This window comes from Nocardia neocaledoniensis (assembly GCF_029868625.1).
GTDB lineage: Bacteria > Actinomycetota > Actinomycetes > Mycobacteriales > Mycobacteriaceae > Nocardia > Nocardia neocaledoniensis_A.
Map to the genome: position 1 here is coordinate 1 of NZ_JARWOJ010000178.1, position 23,917 is coordinate 23,917.

19 protein-coding genes are annotated in these 23,917 nt (G+C 69.2%); 6 read left to right on the forward strand and 13 right to left on the reverse strand.

What is annotated here, in order from left to right:
* Positions 1-71: 71 nt before the first annotated feature.
* The 6 genes from purM to purF form a co-directional block, all read right to left on the reverse strand.
* Positions 72-1,151, reverse strand: a complete 1,080-nt coding sequence (gene purM, locus QH270_RS12790) for a phosphoribosylformylglycinamidine cyclo-ligase (RefSeq protein ID WP_110037393.1) — start codon at positions 1,149-1,151, stop codon at positions 72-74.
* A gap of 88 nt (positions 1,152-1,239) precedes the next feature.
* Entirely contained in the window at positions 1,240-2,913 is a 1,674-nt protein-coding gene (locus QH270_RS12795) for an ABC transporter ATP-binding protein (protein ID WP_280341316.1), read from the reverse strand.
* A complete protein-coding gene (locus tag QH270_RS12800) occupies positions 2,910-3,890 on the reverse strand; it encodes an ABC transporter permease (protein ID WP_280341318.1) in 981 nt (326 codons plus the stop codon). Before QH270_RS12800 ends, QH270_RS12795 begins: the two co-directional genes overlap by 4 nt.
* The gene (locus QH270_RS12805) at positions 3,890-4,900 is read right to left on the reverse strand and encodes an ABC transporter permease (protein ID WP_432420353.1); all 1,011 of its coding nucleotides are present in this window, start codon (positions 4,898-4,900) and stop codon (positions 3,890-3,892) included. The genes QH270_RS12800 and QH270_RS12805 overlap by 1 nt, the downstream gene beginning before the upstream one ends.
* Before the next feature lie 98 nt (positions 4,901-4,998).
* Positions 4,999-6,600: an ABC transporter substrate-binding protein gene (locus QH270_RS12810; protein WP_432420354.1), complete on the reverse strand. Its 1,602-nt coding sequence runs from the start codon at positions 6,598-6,600 to the stop codon at positions 4,999-5,001.
* 269 nt (positions 6,601-6,869) lie between these two features.
* Positions 6,870-8,417, reverse strand: coding sequence for an amidophosphoribosyltransferase (purF, locus tag QH270_RS12815; protein ID WP_280341323.1), 1,548 nt, complete (start codon positions 8,415-8,417; stop codon positions 6,870-6,872).
* Positions 8,418-8,720: 303 nt separating this feature from the next.
* Here purF and QH270_RS12820 point away from each other — a divergent pair, with 303 nt between their 5' ends.
* Positions 8,721-9,962: a YhgE/Pip domain-containing protein gene (locus tag QH270_RS12820; protein WP_280341325.1), complete on the forward strand. Its 1,242-nt coding sequence runs from the start codon at positions 8,721-8,723 to the stop codon at positions 9,960-9,962.
* 4 nt (positions 9,963-9,966) lie between these two features.
* Here QH270_RS12820 and QH270_RS12825 read toward each other — a convergent pair whose 3' ends face one another.
* Entirely contained in the window at positions 9,967-10,365 is a 399-nt protein-coding gene (locus QH270_RS12825) for a sterol carrier family protein (protein WP_280341328.1), read from the reverse strand.
* A gap of 54 nt (positions 10,366-10,419) precedes the next feature.
* Entirely contained in the window at positions 10,420-11,052 is a 633-nt protein-coding gene (locus tag QH270_RS12830) for a TetR/AcrR family transcriptional regulator (RefSeq protein ID WP_280341330.1), read from the reverse strand.
* 82 nt (positions 11,053-11,134) lie between these two features.
* Here QH270_RS12830 and QH270_RS12835 point away from each other — a divergent pair, with 82 nt between their 5' ends.
* On the forward strand, positions 11,135-12,004 hold the full coding sequence (locus QH270_RS12835) for an alpha/beta fold hydrolase (protein ID WP_280341332.1): 870 nt from the start codon (positions 11,135-11,137) through the stop codon (positions 12,002-12,004).
* A 12-nt stretch (positions 12,005-12,016) separates the two neighbouring features.
* Here QH270_RS12835 and QH270_RS12840 read toward each other — a convergent pair whose 3' ends face one another.
* Positions 12,017-12,631, reverse strand: a complete 615-nt coding sequence (locus QH270_RS12840; protein ID WP_280341335.1) for a CPBP family intramembrane glutamic endopeptidase — start codon at positions 12,629-12,631, stop codon at positions 12,017-12,019.
* A gap of 154 nt (positions 12,632-12,785) precedes the next feature.
* Entirely contained in the window at positions 12,786-14,516 is a 1,731-nt protein-coding gene (locus QH270_RS12845) for an alpha/beta hydrolase (protein ID WP_280341337.1), read from the reverse strand.
* A gap of 141 nt (positions 14,517-14,657) precedes the next feature.
* On the opposite strand from QH270_RS12845, the gene QH270_RS12850 reads away from it, so the two are divergent.
* On the forward strand, positions 14,658-14,948 hold the full coding sequence (locus QH270_RS12850) for a YiaA/YiaB family inner membrane protein (RefSeq protein WP_280341340.1): 291 nt from the start codon (positions 14,658-14,660) through the stop codon (positions 14,946-14,948).
* A 48-nt stretch (positions 14,949-14,996) separates the two neighbouring features.
* On the opposite strand, the gene QH270_RS12855 is transcribed toward QH270_RS12850, so the two are convergent.
* Both QH270_RS12855 and purL read right to left on the reverse strand, forming a co-directional pair.
* Entirely contained in the window at positions 14,997-16,772 is a 1,776-nt protein-coding gene (locus tag QH270_RS12855) for an alpha/beta hydrolase (protein ID WP_280341342.1), read from the reverse strand.
* Positions 16,773-16,825: 53 nt separating this feature from the next.
* The gene (gene purL / locus QH270_RS12860) at positions 16,826-19,120 is read right to left on the reverse strand and encodes a phosphoribosylformylglycinamidine synthase subunit PurL (protein ID WP_280341344.1); all 2,295 of its coding nucleotides are present in this window, start codon (positions 19,118-19,120) and stop codon (positions 16,826-16,828) included.
* Between the two features lie 165 nt (positions 19,121-19,285).
* On the opposite strand from purL, the gene QH270_RS12865 reads away from it, so the two are divergent.
* Positions 19,286-20,581 (forward strand): glycosyltransferase 87 family protein, encoded by a 1,296-nt coding sequence (locus QH270_RS12865; RefSeq protein ID WP_280341346.1) that lies wholly within the window; start codon positions 19,286-19,288, stop codon positions 20,579-20,581.
* 4 nt (positions 20,582-20,585) lie between these two features.
* Here the strand turns inward: QH270_RS12865 and QH270_RS12870 are convergent, their stop codons facing one another.
* Complete coding sequence (locus QH270_RS12870; protein WP_280341348.1) at positions 20,586-21,878, reverse strand: M18 family aminopeptidase; 1,293 nt, start codon at positions 21,876-21,878, stop codon at positions 20,586-20,588.
* Positions 21,879-21,912: 34 nt separating this feature from the next.
* Here QH270_RS12870 and QH270_RS12875 point away from each other — a divergent pair, with 34 nt between their 5' ends.
* Together QH270_RS12875 and QH270_RS12880 are read left to right on the forward strand one after the other, a co-directional pair.
* Positions 21,913-22,785, forward strand: a complete 873-nt coding sequence (locus QH270_RS12875) for an AraC family transcriptional regulator (RefSeq protein WP_280341349.1) — start codon at positions 21,913-21,915, stop codon at positions 22,783-22,785.
* 7 nt (positions 22,786-22,792) lie between these two features.
* Positions 22,793-23,911: a serine hydrolase domain-containing protein gene (locus tag QH270_RS12880; RefSeq protein WP_280341351.1), complete on the forward strand. Its 1,119-nt coding sequence runs from the start codon at positions 22,793-22,795 to the stop codon at positions 23,909-23,911.
* The last annotated feature ends 6 nt before the right edge of the window (positions 23,912-23,917 follow it).

Below are 23,917 nucleotides of genomic sequence, written 5' to 3' on the forward strand. Positions count from 1 at the left end.
AAACCCCAAAAACACCCCCCGGGCCGGGCCCCCCAACCCCCCCCCCGGCCCCGAATGGTGCAAAGGTTTCGTCAGAACCTTGGATGATCCCCCAACAGCACGGCGCGCGGCGCGTCGGCGTCGGCGGCCTTCTTCACCTGACCCAGGGTCCAGCAGTCGATGTGGCGGGCGGTGAGCACCGCCAGCGCGCGGTCGGCGTCCTCGGGCGCGACGATCGCGACCATGCCGACGCCCATGTTGAAGGTCTTCTCCATCTCGACCCGCTCCACGCGGCCCCGCTGAGCGATCATCTTGAACACCGGGGCCGGGTTCCAGGTGCCGCGGTCCAGCTCGGCCACCAGGCCGGCGGGCAGCACGCGCGCCAGGTTGGCGGCCAGACCGCCGCCGGTGACGTGCGAGAAGGTGCGCACGTCGGTCTCGGCGATCAGCGCGAGGCAGTCCTTGGCGTAGATGCGGGTCGGCTCGAGCAGTTCCTCACCGAGGGTGCGGCCGAACTCCTCGACGTGACCGGTCAGCGACATGCGGTCGATGTCGAGCAGAACCTTGCGGGCCAGGCTGTAGCCGTTCGAGTGCAGGCCCGAGGACCCCATCGCGATGACGACATCGCCGGGGCGCACCCGGTCGGGGCCGAGCACCGAATCGGCCTCGACCACGCCGACGCCGGTGGCCGACAGGTCGTAGTCGTCCGGGTCCATCAGGCCGGGATGCTCGGCCGTCTCGCCGCCCAGCAGCGCGCAGCCGGCCTTGATGCAGCCCTCGGCGATGCCGGAGACCAGCTCGGCGACCTTCTCCGGGACGACCTTGCCGATGGCGATGTAGTCCTGCAGGAACAGCGGCTCGGCGCCACAGACGACCAGATCGTCGACGACCATGGCGACCAGGTCGAGGCCGACGGTGTCGTGCTTGTCCAGCGCCTGCGCGACGGCGATCTTGGTGCCGACGCCGTCGGTCGAGGCCGCGAGCAGGGGCTCACGGTATCCGCCCTTGAGCGCGAAGAGGCCGGCGAAGCCGCCGAGCCCACCCTGCACCTCGGGTCGGCTGGCCTTCTTCGCCAATGGTCCGAACAATTCGACGGCGCGGTCACCGGCTTCGATGTCCACGCCGGCGGCGGCGTAGGAGGCGCCGGCGCCGCTGGGGGTCTGTTCAGTCATTGTGGGGGAAAGCTCCAAACCGAATCGGCGGATAGATGCCTAGTAACTCTAAGTGATCCGCCGGTTCAGCTGGCCTCCGGCTCCTACATCATTGTTCCAGCTCCGTGGCGAATGTGGCCGCGATCTCGGCCCGCCGCGCTCGCTGACGCACCGGGTCGGGGACGGGGACCGCGGCGACCAGCCGACGTGTGTACTCGTGCCGAGGGGCGCGCAGGATCTGTTCGTTGTCGCCTTCCTCGACGCAGGCACCGTCGCGCAGCACCATGATCCGGTCGGCCAGCTGGTCGACGACGGCCAGATCGTGGCTGATGAACAGGCACGCCCAGCCGCACTCGCGCTGCAGCTGCGCGAACAGCTCCAGCACGGCCGCCTGCACCGAGACGTCGAGGGCGCTGGTCGGTTCGTCGGCCACCAGCAGGTCGGGGTCGAGCACCAGCGCCCTGGCCAGGCTGGCCCGTTGGCGCTGCCCGCCGGAGAGCTCATGCGGATAGCGATTCTCGGCGCCCGCGGGCAACTGCACGTCGTCGAGCAGCTTGCGCACCCTGGCGCGAATGGCCGCACGGTCGCCGGTGCGGTGCACGACCATCGGTTCGGCCACGCACTCGCCGACGGTCAGGCGCGGATTGAGCGAGCCGGCCGGATCCTGGAAGACGAACCCGAACCGGCGCCGGATCGGCCGCAGTTTGCGCTGGGACAGCGTGGCGATGTCCTGCCCGCGGATGCGCACGTGCCCGGCCGTCGGCCGCTGCAGCGCCGCGACGCAGCGTCCGATGGTGGACTTGCCCGACCCCGACTCGCCGACCAGTCCGAGGGTCTCTCCCGGCCTGATCGTCAGGCTCACCTCGTCGACGGCCCGGAAGGCCGGGCGCCCGAACGGCCCGGGAAACTGCACCACCAGATCGCTGACCTCGAGCACGGGTTCCGCGTCGGCGTCGATCGCGGGCCGCGCGGTGGTGGCCGCGCCCAGGTGCGGGACGGCGTCGAGCAGCGCCCTGGTGTAGGCGGCCTGCGGGCTGGCGAACAGCTCGTCCACCGGCGCCTGCTCGACCACCACGCCCTCGCGCATCACCACGACGCGGTCGGCGAGGTCGGCGACGACGCCCATGTTGTGGGTGATCAGCACGATCGCGCTGCCGAGCCGGTCACGCAGATCGCGCAGCAGTTCCAGGATCTCGGCCTGCACGGTGACGTCGAGCGCGGTGGTCGGCTCGTCGGCGATGATGACCTTCGGTTCGCAGGCGATCGCGATCGCGATCATCACGCGCTGCTTCTGCCCGCCGGAGAGCTGGTGCGGGTAGTAGTCCACCCGGTGCTCCGGATCGGGCAGGCCCACCGAGCGCAGCAGCTCGATCGCCTTGACCCTGGCGTCCTTCTTGCTCATCTCGCTGTGCGCGCGCAGCGCTTCGGCGATCTGGAAGCCGACGGTGAACAGCGGGTCCAGCGCGCGGGCCGGTTCCTGGAACACCATCGACACCGCCCCGCCACGCAACGCGGTGAGCTGCTTCTCGCTCATCTGCGTGACGGCCCGGTCCCCGACCGTCACCAGCCCGCTCACCTGCGCGGACTGCGGCAGCAGCCCGATCGCGGTGCGCGAACTCACCGACTTGCCCGACCCGGACTCGCCGACGATGGCGAGCACCTCGCCGGGGAACACCTCATACGACACCCCGCGCACGGCATGCACCGGACCCGCGTCGGTCGCGAAGGTGACCGACAGACCCGAGACCGACAGCGCGGCCGCCGCTTCGACAGTTGTAGTCATTCGGTCAGTTCCTTGTCGTCGACGGCGGCGGCCGGGTTCTCGGTGGCCGTGGTCACCGAGCGCCGGGTGCGCAGCATCGGATTCAGCGTCTCGTCCAGGCTCTCGCCGACCAGCGTCATCCCGAGCACGACCAGCACGATCGCGGTGCCGGGGAAGATCGAGGTCCACCAGATGCCGTTGGAGACATCGTTGAGCGCCTTGTTGAGGTCGTAGCCCCACTCGGCGGCCTGGGTCGGTTCGATGCCGAAGCCGAGGAATCCGAGCGCGGCCAGGGTGAGGATGGCCTCGGCGGCGTTGATGGTGAGGATCACCGGCAGCGAGCTGGTGACGTTGGACAGGATGTGGCGGAACATGATTCGCGTGGTCGACGCACCCGTCACCCGCGCCGCGTCGACATACGGCTCGTTCTTCACCGCGACCGTGGCGTTGCGCACCACCCGGAAGTACTGCGGCACATACACCGCCGTGATCGCGATCGCGGCCGAGAGCACTCCGCCCAGACTGCTGGACGTGCCACCGGCCACCACGATCGAGACGACGATCGCCAGCAGCAGCGTCGGGAACGCGTAGATCGCGTCCATCACCAGGGTCAGTACCCGGTCGACCCAGCGCCCGATGTAGCCGGATACCAGGCCGAGCGGCACGCCGATCAGCAGCGAGAGCGACACCGCGATCACGATGACGCTCAACGCCGTTCGCGCGCCGTAGAGCACGCGCGAGAACACGTCCTCCGCGCGGACCGAGGTGCCGAACCAGTGCTCGGCCGACGGCCCCTGCTGCGGCACGAAGGCCACCCCGTCGGCGGAGTTCTGCGCCAGGTCGTAGGGCGCGAGCAACGGCGCGAACAACGCCACCAGGACGAACACCGCCACCAGGACCAGGCCGGTGATCAGTGTGACCCGTTGCAGCCCCGCCGTTCTCGCCATCAGCTCCGCGCCGGGAATGCGCCACTTGCTGGTGGCCACCGGTGCGCTCATCAGAACCTCACCCTCGGGTCGATCATCGCGACGATGGCGTCGACGACGAAACTCATCAGCGCGACGACCAGCGCGATACAGGCCACGATGCCCTGCACCGCGACGAAGTCACGCGCCTTGAGGTACTCGGCGAGCTGATAGCCCAGGCCCTTCCACTCGAAAGTGGTCTCGGTGAGCACCGCGCCGCCGAGCATCATCGCGATGCACATGCCCATCACCGTGATGATCGGGATCAGCGCGTTGCGCACCGCGTGCCTGCCGACCACCACGCGCGGCGTGAGGCCGCGCGCCTTGGCCGCCTCGACGAAATCGCTGCGCATGGTCTGGATCAGGTTCACCCGCACCAACCGCAGGAACACACCGGCCGTGAGCAGGCCGAGCGCCACCGCGGGCAGCACCGCGTGTTTCAGCACGTCCAGCAGGTAGGACGGGTCGCCGTAGAGGATGGCGTCGATGACCAGGATGTTGGTCTTCGGCGACACATGCTGCAGGGCGAGTTCGACATTCGTGCTCGCCCTGCCGCCGACCGGGAACCAGCCGAGGCCCACCGAGAACACGAGCTTGAGCAGCATGCCGACGAAGAACACCGGCGCCGCGTAGGCCACGATGGCGCCGAGGCGCAAGGCCGCGTCGGCGGGGGTGTCGCGATGGGTCGCGGCGTAGCGACCCAGCGGCACACCCACCGCGAAGGCGACGATCAGCGCCCAGAACACCAGTTCCACCGTCGCCGCGCCGTAGGTGACCACGACGTCGCTGATGGCTCGGTTGTCTTGCGAGCGCCCGAAATCCAGTCGCGCCAGGCCCGAGATGTACTCCCAGTACTGGGTCAGGATCGGCCGGTTGAAGCCGGCCGCTTCCTTGCGTTCCTCGATCTGGTCCTGGGTGAGCCGACCACCCAGGGCCGCACTGATCGGGTCACCGATCACGCGCATGAGGAAGAACACCACCGTCACCAGCAGCCAGGCGGTCGGCACGATCAGCGCCAGCCGGACCGCCAGATACTTCAGCAACGCCACCTGGCGGGACTGCCCGCCGCCCTTGCTCTTTCCCGTCCCCGTCCCCGTGCGCCGCGCCCGGACCGGCGATCCGGGCGCGGCGGTGTCCTGACTCACTTGCCCAGCACCGTGAACCGGAACTTGAAGGAGCCGTCGAGGGTCTGGTCGAGCCCGGTGATGCCAGGCTTGGCGACCGCGACCTGCTTACCCGAGAGCAGCGGCAGGGTCGGCAGATGGTTCTGCGCCAGATCGGTCTGCAGCCGCTTGATCAGTTCGAGCCGCTTGGTCTTGTCCGGCTCGGTGGCCTCGGCGGTCAGCTGCGCGTTGATGCCGGGGTTCTCGAAGTGCGACTGCAGGAAGTTGTTCGGGCCGAAGAACGGCGAGAGGTAGTTGTCGGCGTCCGGGAAATCCGGGAACCAGCCGAACTGGTACAGCGGGTAGGTGTCGGAGGCACGCTCGCGCTGGTAGGTCACCCACTCGGTGGACTGCAGGTTCACCTTGAACAGGCCGGAGGCCTCGAGCTGCGACTTGATCGCGGCGTACTCCTCCGACGAACTCGGGCCGTAGTGGTCCGGGTTGTACTGCAGGTTCAGCGTGACCGGCGCGGCGACGCCGGCGTCGGCGAGGAACTTGGCGGCCTTGTCCTTGTCGGGCTTGGCGCCGTAGATGTCCTGCAGCGGGGTCGCGGCGCCCGGCATGCCCTGCGGCACATAGCCGAACGCGGGCTGGTAGGTGCCCTTGTACACGTTGGTGGCCAGCGCCTCACGGTCGATCGAGGACGCCATCGCCTTGCGCACGGCCAGCTTCTGCTCGGGGGTGTTGCCCGGCATGGTGTTCATGTTGAAGACCATGTAGCGCAGCTCGCCGCCGGGACCGTCGTGCACCTTGACGTTGCTGTCGTTGCGCAGCGCATCGATATCGGTGGGCGTGAACGAGCGGTAGCCGACGTCGATGGCGCCGTTCTGCAGGTCCAGCTTGAGGTTGTCGGAGGTGGCGTAGTACTTGGTCGACACCGTCTCGGTCGCCGGCTTGCCGAGCAGACCCTGGTAGTCCGGGTTCGCCTTGTACTCGACCAGCTTGTTCTTGTCGTAGCTGGTGATCGTGTAGGGGCCGGAATATCCCTTGCCCTGCAACACTTCCTCGTCGGTGGCGACCTTGTCGGCCGGGAACACTTTCTCGTCGACGATCGGGCCCGCCTGGGTCGGCAGGACCGTCGGGAAGGTCTGATCATTGGCGACCTTGAGGGTGAACGCGACGGTGAGATCGTCGACCACATCGGTCTTGTCGAGATTGCCCAGCAGCGAGGCGGGACCGTGCGGATCGTTGATCTTCACCATGCGGTCGAAGGAGAACTTCACGCTCTTGGCGGTGAGCGGATTGCCGCTGGCGAATTTCAGCCCGGATTTGATCTTGCAGGTGTAGACGGTCGGGCTGGTGAACTCACACTTCTCCGCCGCGTCGGGCTTCGGCGTGGTGTCACCGGGCGCGAAATTCAGCAGGTACGAATAGATCTGGGTCTCCACCAGCAGCGAGCCGTTGTCGTAGGCCGCGGCCGGGTCGAGCGCGAAGATCTTGTCGGTGGTGCCGACGACCAGGCCCGCTCCGGAGCCGGCCTGGTCGGTCCGGCCGGAGCCACACCCGGCCAGCGCGGCGGCGACCACGGCGGCGATTCCCACTGCGGCAACTTGTTTCGCGCGATTCTTGCGTCCGCCCATTGCACTGTTCAACATCAGGTCCCATTCTCGAACGCCTGCGTCGCCGCCGCACCCGGATCTCAGGTGCGGTGACGACGCGGTGAGCTAGCGATATAACGGGGGACCGTACAGGCGAACCATTACCGCCCAGTTTCAAATCGAGCGAAAAATTGCCGTCATGTTATGAACTAATCTTACGAAATATTCGTGCACCGGAATTTCTTGCGTACACAACACGAAAAGGGCCAGCCAGGCTTATCCTGACCGACCCTTCCGGCGAACGAGTGACGCTACGGCCTGCTCAACGCGTCGGCGTTGACGTTCTCCGCCAGCAACCGCGACTCCGGCTTGCCCGACAGCATGCCCTCGAGCACGTTCTTGCCGATGGCGGCTTCCTCCGGCAGCGGGATCGGGTACTCACCGGTGAAGCAGGCCGTGCACAGCCGCGAGGCGGGCTGCTCGGTGGCCGCGATCATGCCCTCGGTGGAGATGTAGCCGAGGCTGTCGGCGCCGATCGAGCGGCGGACGTTGTCGACCATGTCGGTGTAGCTGTCCTCGGAGCCGGTGCCGTTGGCGATCAGCTCCGCGCGCGAGGCGAAGTCGATGCCGTAGAAGCAGGGCCACTTCACCGGCGGCGAGGCGATCCGCACGTGGATCTCCAGCGCGCCCGCCTCCCGCAGCATGCGGATCAGCGCGCGCTGGGTGTTGCCGCGCACGATGGAGTCGTCGACGACGATGAGCCGCTTGCCGCGGATCACCTCGCGCAACGGGTTGAGCTTGAGCCGGATGCCGAGCTGGCGGATGGTCTGGCTCGGCTGGATGAAGGTGCGGCCCACATAGGCGTTCTTCATCAGACCCTGGCCGTACGGGATGCCGGAGCCCTGCGCGTAACCGACCGCGGCGGGCGTGCCCGATTCCGGGACCGGGATCACCAGGTCGGCGTCGACCGGGTTCTCCTTGGCCAGCTTGCGGCCGATCTCCACGCGGGTGGAATGCACCGAACGTCCGGCGATCGTGGTGTCGGGGCGGGCCAGGTACACGTACTCGAAGACGCAGCCCTTGGGCTCGGGGTTGGCGAAGCGCATCGAGCGCACGCCGTCGGAGTCGATCGCGAGCAGCTCGCCCGGCTCGATCTCGCGGACGAAGGCGGCGCCGACGATGTCGAGCGCGGCGGTCTCCGAGGCGACCACCCAGCCGCGCTCGAGCCGGCCGAGCACCAGCGGACGCACGCCGTGCGGGTCGCGCGCCGCGTACAGGGTGTGCTCGTCCATGAAGGTCAGGCAGAACGCGCCGCGCAGCTGCGGCAGCAGCTCCATCGCGGCCTGTTCGATGCTGGAGTCCGCGGCGGCGTGGGCCAGCAGCGCGGTGACGATGTCGGAATCGGAGGTGGCGCCGGTCATCTGCGGACGACCGTCGATCACGCCTGCGCCGATGAGGCCGAGTTCGCGTGCGCGCCCGGCCAATTCGGCCGTGTTCACCAGGTTGCCGTTGTGACCGAGCGCCAGCCCGGAGCCGACGGCGGTGGTGCGGAAGATCGGCTGCGCGTTCTCCCAGGTGACACCACCGGTGGTGGAATAGCGACAGTGGCCGACGGCGATATGCCCGGGCATCGCGCCCAGGGTCTGCTCGTCGAAGACCTGGCTGACCAGACCGAGATCCTTGAACACGAGGATCTGTGAGCCGTCGGAGACGGCGATACCCGCCGCCTCCTGCCCGCGATGCTGCAGGGCGTACAGGCCGTAGTAGGTGAGCTTGGCGACGTCCTCGTCGGGAGCCCAGACGCCGAAGACGCCACACTCCTCGCGGGGCTCGTTCTCGGGCTCGTGAAGGTCGTTCACCGTTTGCTCCCTGTTCGGGCGGGCTGGGGGCACTCGTCATTCTACGGGTGCGGGCGACCGCGTTGTACGCGCGCTCGCACACCGGCGGCAATCACCGGTCGCGAACCCACCGATCGGCCCCGGCGAGCTGTTACCGTGCGCAAGGTGACGACTGACCACAGCGCGCACGAACCGGCCGATGGTGCCGCTCAGAACAGTGAGAACGCCCCGGCTGAGCCGAAAGATTCCGGGCAGCCCGCGACAGGCGGAGCGACATTCGCCACATCTGGGAACGATCGACGGCACTGGTCGCACATTGTGGTCATGCCGACGCTGGTCCTCACCGTGCTCACCGCCCTGCTCGGGGTGATGTACCTCGGCTACATCGCCGACCCCGAGGAGAACCTGCACGACTTCCCGGTAGCGCTGGTCAATCTCGATGTCGGCGATGTGACGAGCACCGGCGCGCGCGTCGACTACGGCAAGCAGGTGGCCGACGGACTGATCGCCAACGTGCCGACAGACAAGGTCGACCTGCGGGTGGTCGGCAAGGCCGAGTCCGAGCAGATGCTGCGCAACGCGCAGGTGTACGGGGCCATCATCATCTCCGGCGACTTCAGCAAACGGCTGGGCAATCTCGGTGTCGGCAGCGTGGTGGCCGGGGAGATGGAGCGGCCGGTCATCACGCTGCAAACCAACCCGCGGATGGGCGCCTTCGGCACCCAGATCGTGCACCGCATCGGCGATCAGGCGCTGGTCGAGGTCAACAAGCAGGTCGGCGCGCAGCTCACCCAGCAGGTGCGCGACACCCTCGCGCAGACGCCGGAGGGCGCGCCGGTTCCGCAGGTCTCGGGCGCGGCGATGATCACCCTGGAGAGCCCGGTCGATGTGGCGCAGCAGCAGTTCCGTCCACTGCCGCCCGGCACCGGCGAGGGGTTGACGGCGTTCTTCTACGCACTGCTCCTGCTGCTGGCCGGGATGGTCGGCGGCATGGTCATCCACACGATGATCGACGCGCACCTCGGCTTCGTCCCGACCGAGTACGGGCCCTGGTTCGTGCACTACCCGACGGCGTCGATCTCGCGGTTCCACACGCTGCTCATCAAATGGGGAGTGATGGCGCTGGTCGCGGTGATCGTGTCGGTCGTGTTCATGATCGCGGCGAAGATCGTCGGCATGCCGATCGACAATCCGCTGGCGCTGTTCCTGTTCTCGGTGCTGGCCATGATCGCGGTCGGCTGGACCGCGCTCACCTCGCTCGCCGCCCTCGGCACCGCGGGCCTGCTGGTGAACCTGGCCCTGTTCGTCATCCTCGGGCTGCCGTCCTCCGGCGGCACCGTCCCCATCGAGGCCATCCCGACCCAGTTCGTCTGGCTCGCCGAGTTCGAACCGATGCACCAGGTGTTCCTCGGCGTCCGCTCGATCCTCTATTTCGAGGCCAACTACGAGGCGGGCCTGGATCGCGGCATCTGGATGTCACTGCTCGGCATCTGCATCGCCGTGGTCGGCGGCATCGTCATCACCCGCTACTACGACCGCAAGGGCCTGCACCGCAAGAACGCCTGAGGAGTCAGTCCGGCGTCGCTTTCAGCGGCACGATCGGCAGCCACGCGGCGATCTCACTCGCCCGCGTTCCGGAGACGGAGAGGGCGCCGGACTCCACCGCCGCGTCGAATTCGAGCAGCCCGGTGGCCAGCAGCAACCAGGTCCTGGCATCGGTCTCGACCACGTTCGGCGGCGTCCCCCTGGTGTGCCGCGGCCCTTCCACACACTGCACCGCCACGAACGGCGGCACCCGCACCTCCACCGAATGCCCCGGCGCGTCCGCCGCCAACGCCCGCGCGGTCCCCCGCACCGCCGCCGCGAGCACCGGCCGCTCCGGCTTCGACTCCTCCTCAGCCAACAGCCAGTCGGCCACCTCGGCCACCGCGGCCCGCACCTCGGCCGCTCCCATCACCTTCCGCACCATGCCGACGACGCTACCGAGCCACACCGACCTTCTGCGGCCGCGGGGAGCCGGCGGTCAGACTCGGCCCGTGTGCAGGGCGGAGATGCGGAGGTCGAGGTATTCGCGCATCATCTGGCGGGCGTCGGTGCCGCCGAGGAGGGCGAGGCGTTTGGTGTGGGCGAGCAGGAGCAGGCCGGAGAGGTGGGCGAGGACGTCGGCGGTGATGACGCGGGCTCGGTCCTCGGTGGCGCCGAGTTCGATGGTGGCCGAGACCATCGGGGCGAGGCCGGCGAGCATGGCGGCGTTGAGGCCCGCGTTCAGTTCGGCCCCGAGGCCGTGGGGACGGATGCCGCCGCGGAAGAGGTAGAAGCCGAGGTCCAGGTCGCGGGGATTGCCGTCGTAGAAGTCGAAGAAGGCCAGGCCCGCGGCGCGGAATCGGTCGGCCGGATCCACGAGAGACGTCACCGCGGCCACCGCGGTCGAGAGCCGTTCCAGCGATTCGCCGAGCAGCGCGGCGTAGATGTGTTCCTTGCTCGGGAAGTACGCGTAGAGGGCGCCGGGGGTGTAGCCGGCGGCGGTGGCGATCGCCCGGATATTGGCCGCGTCGACGCCGTCTCGCTCGAAGATCGCGCGGGCCGCGCGCAGGATGATCGCGCGTTTCGCCTCGGCGATCTCGTCGCGTCGTCCCGCCCGGCTCGGTTCGGCCACTCGTCCCCACTTCCCTTCGATCGGGTCATCACGCTACATTCTGAACATCGTTCAGCACAGTGAACGTCGTTCAGGAGGTGTCATGTCGAGCTCGACCGAGCCGCTGGAACCGACCACGCTGCGACTGCGCGGCGCGGACGGGTTGACGTTGGCAGCCGATGCCTTCGGCCCCGCGGACGGGCCACTGGTGGTGATGCTGCACGGCGGCGGCCAGAACCGGCACTCGTGGAAGCGCACCGGACGCGCGCTGGCCGCCGAGGGGATGCGGGTGGTCGCGGTCGACGCCCGTGGCCACGGCGACAGCGAATGGTCGCCGACGCGCAACTACACGCGCGAAGTGATGGTCGGCGATCTGCTCACCGTGCTCGCGCAGCTCGGCGCCACACCGGAGCGCGGCGCGGTGGTCGTCGGCGCCAGCATGGGTGGCATCACCGGCCTGCTCGCGACGGCCGCGCCGGGTGGCGACGCGATCCGCGCGCTGGTGCTCGTCGATATCGTGCCCCGCTCCGAATCCAAGGGCGTCGAGCGCGTGATGGACTTCCTCGGCAGGCACCGCGACGGTTTCGACACCCTCGACCAGGTGGCCGACGCGGTCGCCGCCTACCTGCCGCACCGCCCGCGACCCGACAACGCCGACGGCCTGCTGCGCAATCTGCGTCAGCGCGACGGCCGGTGGTACTGGCACTGGGACCCGGACCTGATCAGCAACCTCGACGCCGACGCCGAGGCGCGCATCGCCGAGATGGAAGCGGCCGCAGAGGCTTTGACCATCCCCGTCCTGCTCGTGCGCGGCGGCAAATCGGATGTCGTCAGCGACGAGGGCACGGCCGCCTTCCTCGCCCTCGCACCGCACGCCCGCCTCGCCGAGATCACCACCGCGGCCCACACCGCGGCGGGCGATGACAACGACGCCTTCACCGACGCCGTCGCGGGCTTCGTCGCGACGGCCTGATCGAGCTCGCGGCTAGCCCCGCCGCCGCTCGATCCACAGGGCAGCGCGCGGCAGCACCGCTCCCCCGGCATTGATCGCCAGGTGCAGCAAGGCGGGCGCGGTCGCGCTGCCGGTGTGCCTACGCAGCACGCCGAAGACCAGCCCGGCCACGGCGGTGAGGGCGACGGTTCCGGCCACCGATTCGCCGGTGGTGCGGGCGGCGTTGATATGGCACAGCCCGAAATCGAGCGCCCCCACCCCCGCCGCCACGCGCGGGTCGGTGATCTCGTCGAGCAGCGGGTCGAGCGTGCCTCGGAAGACGGTCTCCTCGGCCAACACCGTACCGACGGGAATGTGCAGGACGATCCACTCGAGCGTCGAGGTCTCCGGCACCCGCTCGGCGACTTCGAGCGGCAACCGCCGCAGCGCCGGAACCGCGAGAGCCACACCGTAACCGGCGAAAACCAGCGCCGCGCCACCGATGCCCCAGCGAAATCCCTTGGCCGACACCCAGTTCGGACGGCCACTGAACATCACCGCATACCCCGCCGCGAACCCGAGGTTCGCTACTGTCCGCCCACGCAGCGGCAGATCCAGCGCGGGCAGCACCCGATTGCTCCACACCGGCGGTAGTCCCAGCGCGAACACCCCACGCGCCCTTCGCCATAGCGTCGCCGGACGGTGCGGTCGTGCGCCCCGCGCCGCCACTACCGCGTCCGCCACGGGATACCCGGCGCGTACCGCCACGAACCGCCCGGTTCGCCGCCGCTCGACGATGTCGCACCGCTCATCTCGGGCGGAATCACTTGACCTCCCGCTCGTACTCCTCCGCCGATTCCAGTGCGGCACGCGTCTTCTCGACGACCTCAGTACTCACTCCCGGCGGTTCGGCCACCGCCAGCCACCCGTCCAGCACCAGCGTTCCGTATCGATGCCCGTGCCCGTCCGAAACCCCTTGCGCGTTGGTCAGATCGGCCGTCACCTGCCAGAACGTCACGAACGGCGCCCACCGCATCTGCGTCGAGACATCCGCGCCGCGCGGCTCGCTCAACCAGTCGGGCCGCGTGAAGATGAGATCGGCCGACCACCACACGATGGGATCGGAGGGATGCTGCAGATAGGCGATGCGTGGCTCCAACCAGGTGACGCCCTTCGCCAGATCCCCCGCGTCGTCGGCGAATCGGACGACGAGCCCGTCGGCGTAGCGTGGCGCGACGGCGGGCGACCCGGGATCTCGCCGGTCGACGAACTGGCGCCACAACCGATTCGAGTTCGGCGGCCCCACCCACAGTGCCCCGTCGACCTTCTCGCGCAGATCGGCGAGCCCGTCGAAGGCGTCCTCCGAGCCCTGCGAGCCCAGGCTCTCCCCGTACACGAACAGCTTCGGCCGGTGCTCCGGCGGTTGGGCCCTGGTTCGTTCGTACACCGCGTCGAACAGTTCCCGACCGGCCGCGGCCGCCTTCGCCCGGTCCGACAGGAACGACAGCACACTCGGCAGATACGAGTACTGGGTGGCGACGATCGCGGTGTCGCCGCCGTAGAGGTATTCGATCGCGCCCGCCGCCATCCCGTTGACCCAGCCGGTGCCGGTGGTGGTGACCACCACGATCGCCGCGCGCTCGAAGGCCTTGGTCCGCTCGAGCTCGTCGACGGCCAGCCGCGCGGCCGTCTGCTCGCCGGTCACCGACTCCAAACCCACATACGCCCGGATCGGTTCGCGCGCGGGCTGTCCGGTCACCGCGGTGATGTCCGTGGCGCGCGGCCCGTTGGCGACGAACCAGCGGCCCTCGTAGCCCAAGGTCTCCCACGGCGCGAGCGAGGCGAAGCTGCCCGAGCGTTCCGGCTGTGCCGGGCGCACCGCGTGCTCGGTCATCCGGTCGTTGCGCACGCTGAACGCGGAGTTGGCCACGGCGAACAACGCCCGCGACGCCACACCGTTGACGATGGTCACCGTGAACACGACCAGCACCAGCGCGCCCGCGGCCGGGGCCAGCTCGCGCGGCACCCGCACCCACCGGTTCAGCTGCCGCGCCAGCACCAGCACCAGCGTGCGCACGGTCCGGTAGGCGGCGACCACCGCGACGCCGACGGCCACGCTGAGCAGCCCGGTTCGCAGGTAGGCGGGGGTGGTGGTGCCTTCCATCCCCATCAGCGAGGTGATCTCGCGCTGCCAGCGCGCCGACTGGATCAGCATCAGCGCGGCGACCAGCGCGCACCCGACGAGCACGGTCGCCTTGATGCCGTAGCGCAGCCGGTCCGAGGGGCTGGGGATCGGGATCTTCGCCCGTACCCAGCGCCGGAACAGCCATTCGAGCACACACCCGAGCCCGTATCCGATGGCGGCGTTGATCCCGCTGATCAGGCCCTGGAACAGCCAGTCGCGCGGCACCAGCGAGGGCGTCACCGACAGCGCGAAGAACAGGGTGGCCAGGGCCAGACCGGGATAGTTCAGGTCGATGATGTCCTCGAGCCGGCGCAGCACCACGGCGCCGCGCGCACGCAGCGTCTCTAGGGTGGAGCCTGTCGCGGACACCGATCCAGTATGGCTGGCCGGTTCCGGCCCAGCGGGGTGTTGTGGATGGCGCGTCGGTCACTCTCGGCGGCGGCAACTACCCACCTCACTCGAGTAGTTTCACGCGCCCGCGTGAAACCCCCGCTCAGCACACTGATTTCCATGAGCACACCGAATGCCAAGCCGAAGAACACCTCGGCGTACATGGTCCAGGCCGCGATCGCGTTCGCCGTCAGCCTGTTCGGCACCGCCGCCGGGATCTACTACCTGCCGCTGGACGCCTGGCAGCGCGGGTTCCTCGCGATGTCCGGCCTGTTCCTGGTGACCAGCTGCTTCACTCTCGCGAAGGTCGTGCGCGACCAGCAGGAGGCACAGTCGCTGATCGGACGGATCGACGAGGCGCGGCTGGAACAGCTGATCGCCGAACACAATCCGTTCCGATCGGTGCCGTAGCCGGGCCGGGGCAGCCTCGATCGAGGGGTTCGGCGCTGCCCCGCCCGGTTACTTCAGCTGATGTTCGGTGGCCGCGGACTCGACCAGGAAGGCCTTGATTCGTTCGGCCAATTCCGGTGTGTAGTCCGGCGGTTGGGCCACCGCGGCCCATGCGTCGGGCACCACGTTGCCGTAGTTGTGGCCGTGGCCGTTCGACACCGATTGCGCGCGTGGCAGATCCGCGGCGACCTGCCAGAACGTGACGATCGGATACCAGGCCATCGCCGGCGACACATCGGGGCCGCGCCGTTCCCTGAGCCAGTCCGGCTGCTCGAACAGCAGATCCGGCGACCACCACACCACCGGATCGGAGGCGTGCTGCAGGTAGACGATGCGCGGATCGGTCCACTTGTCGGACGGCCGGGCCAGCTGGTCGGCGGCGGCGGCGAAGCGCACCGAGAGCCCGTCGGCGTAGATCGGGGTGATCTCCTCGGTGCCGGGATCGCGGCGGCGCACGAATTCCGACCACAGCCGGTTGGAATTGGGCGGTCCCACCCACAGCACGCCGTCGGCGCGGTTGCGGATGTCGGCCAGGCCGGAGAACGCGCCCTCCGAGCCCTGCGAACCGAGGCTCTCGCCGTAGACCAGCAGCTTGGGCCTGGTGTCCTCGGGCAGCGCGGACCAGCGCTCGTACACCTTGTCGAACAGCAGGCGACCCATGGTCATCGACTTGTCGCGGTCGGACAGGAACGACAGCGCGCTGGGCAGATACGAGTACTGGGTGGCGACCAGGGCGGTGTCGCCGCCGAACATCAGCTCGACCGATTCGGCGCTGGTCGAGTCGACCCAGCCGGTGCCGGTCGTGCTGATCACCACCAGCACTTCCCGTTCGAAGGCCTTGGTGCGGTCGAGTTCGGCGATGGCCAGATCGGTCTGCGCTTCGAAGCCGTCGGCCGATTCCAGGCCCGCGTACACCCGGATCGGTTCGCGCGCGGGCTTTCCGGTGACCTGGCTGATGGCCAGCGCGGTCGGCGCGTTCGAGACGAACCACCGGCCCTCGGAGCCGAGCGTGTCCCAGGCGGCGAGGGATTCGGGGCTACCGGAGCGTTCGGGCAGCGTCGGCTGGATCGCGTGCGCCGAGGTGTGTCCGTTGCGCGCGCTGAACGCCGAATTGGCTACGGCGAAGAAGGCTTTCGCGAGCACGCCGTTGAACAGCAGTACGGCGACGACACCGACGACGAGCGCGCCGAGCGGCCGGGCGACCGAGGCGGGCACCCGGACCCACTGGTTCAGTCCGCGCGCCACCGCGCGGGCCAGGCGGGCGACCCCGCGCGAGATCCAGATCAGCAGTCCCACCACGACCGCGCCGACCAGCAGGGTGCGCAGGTAGCCGGAGTCGCCGATCGGCTCCATGTCCATCAGGTCGGTGATCTCGCGCTGCCAATGACCGGACTGGATCGTCATCAGGAGCGCCGCGATCAGACAGATCACCACGATGACCGATTTGATCGCCAGCGCGGTCCAGCTCGGCCGCTGTTCCCACACCTCCGCGGCGCGGGCGGGCAGCATGATCCGTGGCGCGACCCAGCGCCGCCACGCCCAGGCGAGCAGGCAGCCGAGTCCGTAGCCGATGGTGGCGTTGATGCCGCTGACCAGCCCCTGGAAGAACCAATCACGCGGCAGCAGCGAGGGTGTCATCGACCAGCAGAACAGGATCGTGGCCACGATCAGGCCCACGTAGTTCGGGTGGAAGAACCGCTCCGCCACATGGAGCGCCCGGACGAGCGGATTCGCGCGTCCGGCCGGTGTGGTGACCGCCGCACCGGCGGTGTCCTGCACAGTCATCGTCGTTCCCTCCGCTGAGCCGAACGCCCAGGCGGAGAGAACGAACCCGAGGGTCAGGCGGTGTGCGCTCCGAACAGCTTAGGCAGGGTGCCCTCGAACGCCTCGCGCAATTCGGCGAGTGTCACCGAGAACTGCCCCTGCACCTCGATCGAATCCGAGCCCTGATCGACCACACCGATGCGCGCCCACGGCAGCTGGCGCGCGTCGCACATCTTGGTGAAGCGGGTCTCCTCCGAGCGCGGCACGGCGACGAGCACGCGGCCCGCCGACTCCGAGAACAGCTCGACGAACGGGTCGGCGCCCTCGGGCAGGATGATCCGGCAGCCGGTCTCGCCCGCCAGCGCGGCCTCGACGACGGTCTGCGCGAGGCCACCCTCGGACAGGTCGTGCGCGGCCGAGATCATGCCGTCGCGCGAACCCGAGGTGAGCACCTCCGAGAGCAGCTGCTCGCGGGCGAAGTCGACCTTGGGCGGCACGCCACCGAGGTGATCGTGCACGACCTGCGACCAGATCGACCCGTCGAGCTCGTCGCGGGTCTCGCCGAGCAGGATCAGCGACTCGCCGGGCTCGAGGCCGAGGCCGGTGGGGATGCGGCGGTGCACATCGTCGATCACGCCGAGCACGCCGACCACCGGGGTGGGCAGGATGGCGTCCTTGCCGGTCTGGTTGTAGAAGCTGACATTGCCGCCGGTCACCGGGATGCCCAGCGCCGCACAGCCGTCCGCCAGACCGCGCACGGCCTGCTGGAACTGCCACATCACGCCCGGGTCCTCCGGCGAGCCGAAGTTGAGGCAGTTGGTGACGGCCTTCGGGGTGGCGCCGGTGGTGGCGACATTGCGGAAGGCCTCGGCCAGCGCGAGCTGCGCGCCGGTGTACGGGTCGAGCTTGGTGTAGCGGCCCGAGGCGTCGGTGGCCAGCGCGATGCCGCGGCCGGACTCCTCGTCGATGCGCACGACACCGGCGTCGGCGTGTTCGGCGAGCACGGTGTTGCCGCGCACGTAGCGGTCGTACTGCTCGGTGATCCACTTGCGGCTGCACAGTTGCGGGCTGGCGATCATCGTCAGCAGGGTCTCGCGCAGCTCGTCGGCCGTCTTGGGCCGCGGGAGGTTCGCGGTGGTGTCGGCGATCAGAGCGTCCTGGTACTCGGGACGCTGGACCGGACGCTCGTAGACCGGGCCCTCGTGGGCGACGGTGCGCGGCGGCACGTCGACGACGGTCTCGCCGTGCCAGGTGATGACGAGGTGATCGCCGTCGGTGACCTCACCGATGACGGTGGCCAGCACGTCCCACTTCTTGCAGACGGCCATGAAGGCGTCCACGTTCTCGGGGGTGACCACCGCGCACATGCGCTCCTGCGACTCACTCGACAGGATCTCGGCGGGGGTCATGTGCTTGGCGCGCAGCGGGACCTTGGTGAGGTCGATGTGCATGCCGCCGTCGCCGGCCGCGGCGAGTTCGGAGGTGGCGCAGGACAGCCCGGCGCCGCCCAGGTCCTGGATGCCGACGACCAGACCGGCCTTGTAGAGGTCGAGACAGCACTCGATGAGCACCTTCTCGGTGAACGGGTCACCGACCTGCACGGCGGGCAGCTTCTTGCGGCCGGTGCCGGTCTCCTCGCCGGAGAAGGTGTCCGAGGCGAGCACGGACACGCCACCGATGCCGTCGAGGCCGGTGCGCGCGCCGAACAGGATGATCTTGTTGCCCGCGCCGGAGGCGAAGGCCAGGTGCAGGTCCTCCACGCGCATTGCGCCCGCGCACAGCGCGTTCACCAGCGGGTTGCCCTGGTAGGAGGCGTCGAAGACGGTCTCGCCGCCGACGTTCGGCAGGCCGAGCGAGTTGCCGTAGCCGCCGATGCCGCGGACGACGCCGTCGACCACGCGACGGGTGTCGTGGGCGTCGGCCGCGCCGAAGCGCAGCTGATCCATCACCGCGATCGGGCGCGCGCCCATCGCCATGATGTCGCGCACGATGCCGCCGACGCCGGTGGCCGCGCCCTGGTAGGGCTCGACGTAGGACGGGTGGTTGTGGCTCTCCACCTTGAAGGTGACCGCCCAGCCGTCGCCGATGTCGACCACACCAGCGTTCTCGCCGATGCCGGCCAGCATGGAGGCCTTCATCTCGGGGGTGGTGGTCTCACCGAAGTAGCGCAGGTGCACCTTCGAGGACTTGTAGGAGCAGTGCTCGCTCCACATCACGGAGTACATCGCCAGTTCGGCGTCGGTGGGCCTGCGGCCCAGAATCTCCTTGATGCGGGCGTACTCGTCGTCTTTGAGACCGAGTTCCTTGTACGGCTGCGGAGCATCCGGGGTGGCTGCGGCGGTAGCGACGGTGTCGACCTGCAGTGTCACGGGAGACCAGGGTCCTTTCGGCCGGGGGAACTTGACTACAGAGTCTAATTGGCCCTCGTCGCGGCCGAACGGCCCGCCCCGAGTATTGCGAACAAGTGACAGACCTCGCACTCGCCCTGGTCACACCTGCGCTTCGGGCGCGGCCCGACCCGCTAGTCTGACGCCGTGAACGAGAGTCCGGGGGTTGCCGAGCAGGTCGAGTCACCCGTTCCCGCGCATGACGCAGTGCCCGGCTCCCTTCCCGCCGGGTCCTCGGCGGCACCCCGCGTGACCGATCGGCAGCGCCGCAGGCTCGCCGCCGCGATCGGGCTCTTCGCGTTCTCCGCGGTGGTCGCGGTGCTCGCGCACTGGTGGCACGGGTACATCGACCTGCAGGTCTACCGCAACGGCGCGCGCGTGTGGCTCGACGGCGGCGACCTCTACGGGCCGATGCCGCCGGTCATGGGGCTCGGCCTGCCCTTCACCTATCCCCCGCTGGCCGCGGCGTTCTTCGTGCCGCTGGCGCTCATGCCGTTGCCCGTCGCCGAGATCGCCGTGCTGGTGACCTCGCTGCTGAGCCTGGCCGTCGCCCTGTGGGTGGTGCTGGGCCGGATCCGGCCCGAGCTGGACCGGATCTCGGTGCTGACCGTCGTGATCGCCGGGCTCGGTCTGGCCCAGTTCCTCGAACCCATCCGCCAGACGGTGAACTTCGGCCAGATCAATCTGATCCTGATGGCCGCGATCACCGTCGACGTGCTGGTGCGCAAGCCGTTCTGGCCGCGCGGCATGCTCATCGGCATCGCGGTCTCGATCAAGCTGATTCCGGCCGCCTACCTGCTCTATTTCCTGCTGCGCCGGGACTGGAAGGCCGCGGGCACCATGGTCGTGTCGGCGGCGGGCGCGGTCGGTCTCGGATTCCTGTTGTTCCCGAACGATTCGGTGCAGTACTGGTTCCACACCGTCACCGACACCGGTCGCATCGGCACGCCGTATTTCGCGGGCAACCAGTCGATCAAGGGCACGCTGTTCCGTCTCGGCCTCGACGAGTCGGTGGCGACCGGGCTGTGGCTGCTGCTCTCGGCGCTGACGGTCACCCTGGCCGCGGTGTGGATGTACCGGCTGATCGGCGCAGGCCGGGACGTCTCGGCATTGCTGGTCAACGCGGCCGCCGTGCTGCTGGTCTCGCCGGTGTCGTGGTCGCACCACTGGGTGTGGGTCGCCCCGGCGCTGGTCGTCGCCGTCGACCAGGCCACGCGCCGCCGCTCGCGTGGATTCAGCACGCTCGTGGGCGTTTTCACGGTGATCTTCATCATCGGCCCGCAGTGGGTACTGCCGCACTCGGGCGGCAAGGAACTCGCCTGGGCGTGGTGGCAGCAGATCATCGGCAGTACCTATGTGTGGGCAACCTTCGCGGTGATCGTCTACGCGGTGATCACCTACCGGCCCGAGCGCGAGCCCACCGCGGAACTCGCCACGGCCTGAGGCGTCAGTCGAGCTCGGCCGGGGTCAGGAAGGCCGCCAGTGCCGCCGCGTAGGCGGGGACGTCGGCCGCGCCCATGAGTTCCCGGCAGGAGTGCATGGCCAGCTGCGGTGCGCCGATGTCGACGGTGGAGATGCCGGTGCGGGCCGCGGTCATCGGGCCGATGGTGGAACCGCACGGCAGATCGGCGCGGTGGACGTAGCGCTGCAACGGCACCCCCGCCTGCGCGCAGGCCAGCGCGAACGCGCCCGCCCCCGCGGCATCGGTGGCGTAGCGCAGGTTCTGGTTGACCTTCAGCACGGGCCCGCCACCGACCTCGATCCGGTGCGCGGGCTCGTGGCGATCCGGGTAGTTGGGGTGGGTGGCGTGGGCCATGTCACCGGAGGCGACGACCGAACCGGCGAGGGCGGCCAGGTAGTCCGCGCGACCACCGCCGCGGGCGAGCACGATCCGCTCCAGCACGGCGGGCAGCAGATCCGACTGCGCGCCCCGATCGGACTGGCTGCCGACCTCCTCGTGGTCGAACATCACCAGCACCGGCGTCGCGGCGCCGGGATCGTCGATGGCGGCGAGAAAGGCCTGCAACCCCGCGTAGCAGGTGCCCTGGTTGTCCAGGCGGGGCGCGCTCACCAGGTCGTTGTCGCGCCCGACCAGCGTGCTCGGGGCCAGATCGTGGGTCATCAGTTCCCAGCCGAGCACGTCGGCGCCGTCGACCCCGGCCCGCTCGGCCACGAAATCCAGGAACGACGCCGGCGCGTCACCGGTCCCCCAGATCGCGTTGACGTGCCGTTGCGGATCCAGCGTCACCCCGCGCCGATCCTCGGACAGGTGGATCGCCAGCTGCGGCACCCGCAGGATCGGCTCGTCGACGCGCACCAGCACATCGCGCATCCGCGCGCCCTCGCGCACGCTCAAGCGCCCGGAGACCCCGAGTTCGCGGTCCAGCCACGAGTTCAGCCACGCGCCGCCGTAGGGCTCGAGCCCGACCAGCTGCCAGCCCGCGCCCGCCAGATCGGGATGCTGCTTCACCCGCAGATTGGGGCTGTCGGTGTGCGCGCCGACCACCCGGAACGGGTCGGTGGGCGCCGCGTCGTAGTCGGCCCACGCGATGAGCGAACCGCCGCGCACCACATAGTGTTTCCCACCCGCGCTCTCCCACGGCTGCGCCTCCGACAGCGGCGTGAACCCGTTCGCCGCCAATTCCTCCGCGACGGTCGCGCACACGTGGAAGGGCGACGGCGAAGCGTCGATGAAGGCGCACAGGCCACTCGCCGTGGCCGCGGTCAGAGATACAGGCATATTCGCGATCGTATCTTTCCCCTAGCCTGGAGGGGTGGGGACTGTGGACTCGGACCACCGGCCCGATGGCGGCTGGGATTTCGCTGGTCCGGCCGATGCCGTCCCGCCGGGTGCCGCGATCATCGGCTACCGCGACACCGCGGGGACCGGCGTCGATCTGCGCGTGGCCGGGGCCGCGGTGGTCACCGTACTGATCGAATTCGGGGAACACGGACTGGTCGTCGACGACGTGTCCGGCAGCCGCAGCCTGGGCGGTTTCGTCGCCGGAATGCCCATCGAACCCATGCGCATCCGTGGTGCGCGGGCGGCGTGTATCGAGGTTCGGCTCTCGCCGGTCCTGGCCTATTCGCTGCTCGGCGTCGCCCCGTCGGAACTGGGCCGTGGCGCGCTCGCCCTCGACGACCTGTGGGGCTCGCGCGCCCAGCGCCTACGCGACCAGCTCGCGTCCGCGCGGACCTGGGACGACCGTTTCGCGCTGACGAAAGCGTTTCTGGCACAGGGCGACCGGCCGACGAAAGCCCCCGATCCGGAGGTGCTCGCCGGCTGGGATCGCATCCTCAGCACCGGCGGCCGGGTCCGCATCGGCGCGCTGGCCACATCACTCGGCTGGAGCAACAAGCGATTGTGGACGCGGTTCGAGTCTCAGATCGGCCTGACCCCCAAGCGGGCGGCGATGCTGGTCCGGTTCCGATCGGCGGTCGACGGCCTCCTGGCCGGCCGCCCGGCCGCCGAGGTTGCGGCGGACTGCGGATACGCCGACCAGGCTCATCTGTGTCGCGATGTGTCGATCTTCGCGCACCGCACCCCGGGCACGCTGGCCACGCACTATCTGCCCACCATCGCCAAGCACCGATACCGGGCGTGGGGAAATTTCTTCCAATACCCCGAGGGGGCCATCGCCCGATAGTTGTGCCGTGACCACGACTTTCGATCCAGCCGAGCTCCAGCTCGCCCTCGAGACCATCCATCGCGCCGGCCTGCCCGGTGTCTTCGCCGAGGTACGCGCCGCCGACGAGAGCTGGCGCGGCGCCGCCGGCGTCGCCGATCTCGCCACCGGCCGCCCCGTCACCGCCGATATGCGACATCGCGTCGGCAGCATCACCAAGACATTCACCGCCGCCGCCGTCCTGCGCCTGGTCGAGGACGGCCTGATAGAGCTCGACACACCCATCGGCAGGCACCTGCCGCACCTGGTTCCCGGCGAACGCGGCGCCGCGATCACGATCCGGATGTTGATCGACCACACCAGCGGGCTCGCCGACATCCTGCCGCACGCCTATCCGTCCCTCGCCGCCTTTCCCGACCTGACGAAAACGACCCCGGCCAGCCTCGACGACAACCGATTCACCCGATTCGTCCCGGCCGACCTGATCGCGCTCGGCGTCGCGGCACCCGCCACCGGCACGCCCGGCGGTACACCTGGCGTGTACTCCAACACCAACTACCTGCTCCTGTGCGAACTCGTCACGGCGGTGACCGGCCTGCCCGCGCGGGACTACATCACCGCCGCCGTCATCGAGCCCGCCGGGCTAGGTGAGACCGAACTCCCCACGGGACCGGAGCTCGACGGACCGCATTCGCTGCACTACGAGGCCTGGTTCGGCATGATCGACCCACCGCGCGACTACAGCGTCTACGACATGTCGTGGGTGGGCCCCGGGGCAGCGCTCATCTCGACCGTCACCGATCTGAACCGGTTCTACCGGCTGCTGCTGGCGGGCGAGATCATCAGCTCCTCGTCGCTGGAACGGATGCGGCGCACCGGTCCGGTGGTCTCCTTCGAGGGAAAGATCATCGAATACGGACTCGGCCTACAGAAGATGACCATTCCCGGGCATGGGACCTACTGGGGCCATGAGGGTTCGGTGTGGGGCGGCGGCGCCATCTCCTGGATCAGCGCCGACGGCACGCGGCAGCTGTCGCTGGCGGTGAACATGCAGCGCTGGAACGATCTCGACGCCACTGGAAGGCCGGTGCCCCACCCCATCGACCACGCGCTCGGCGCCTTCGTCGAGCTCGCGTTGACCAGCTGATTCCGC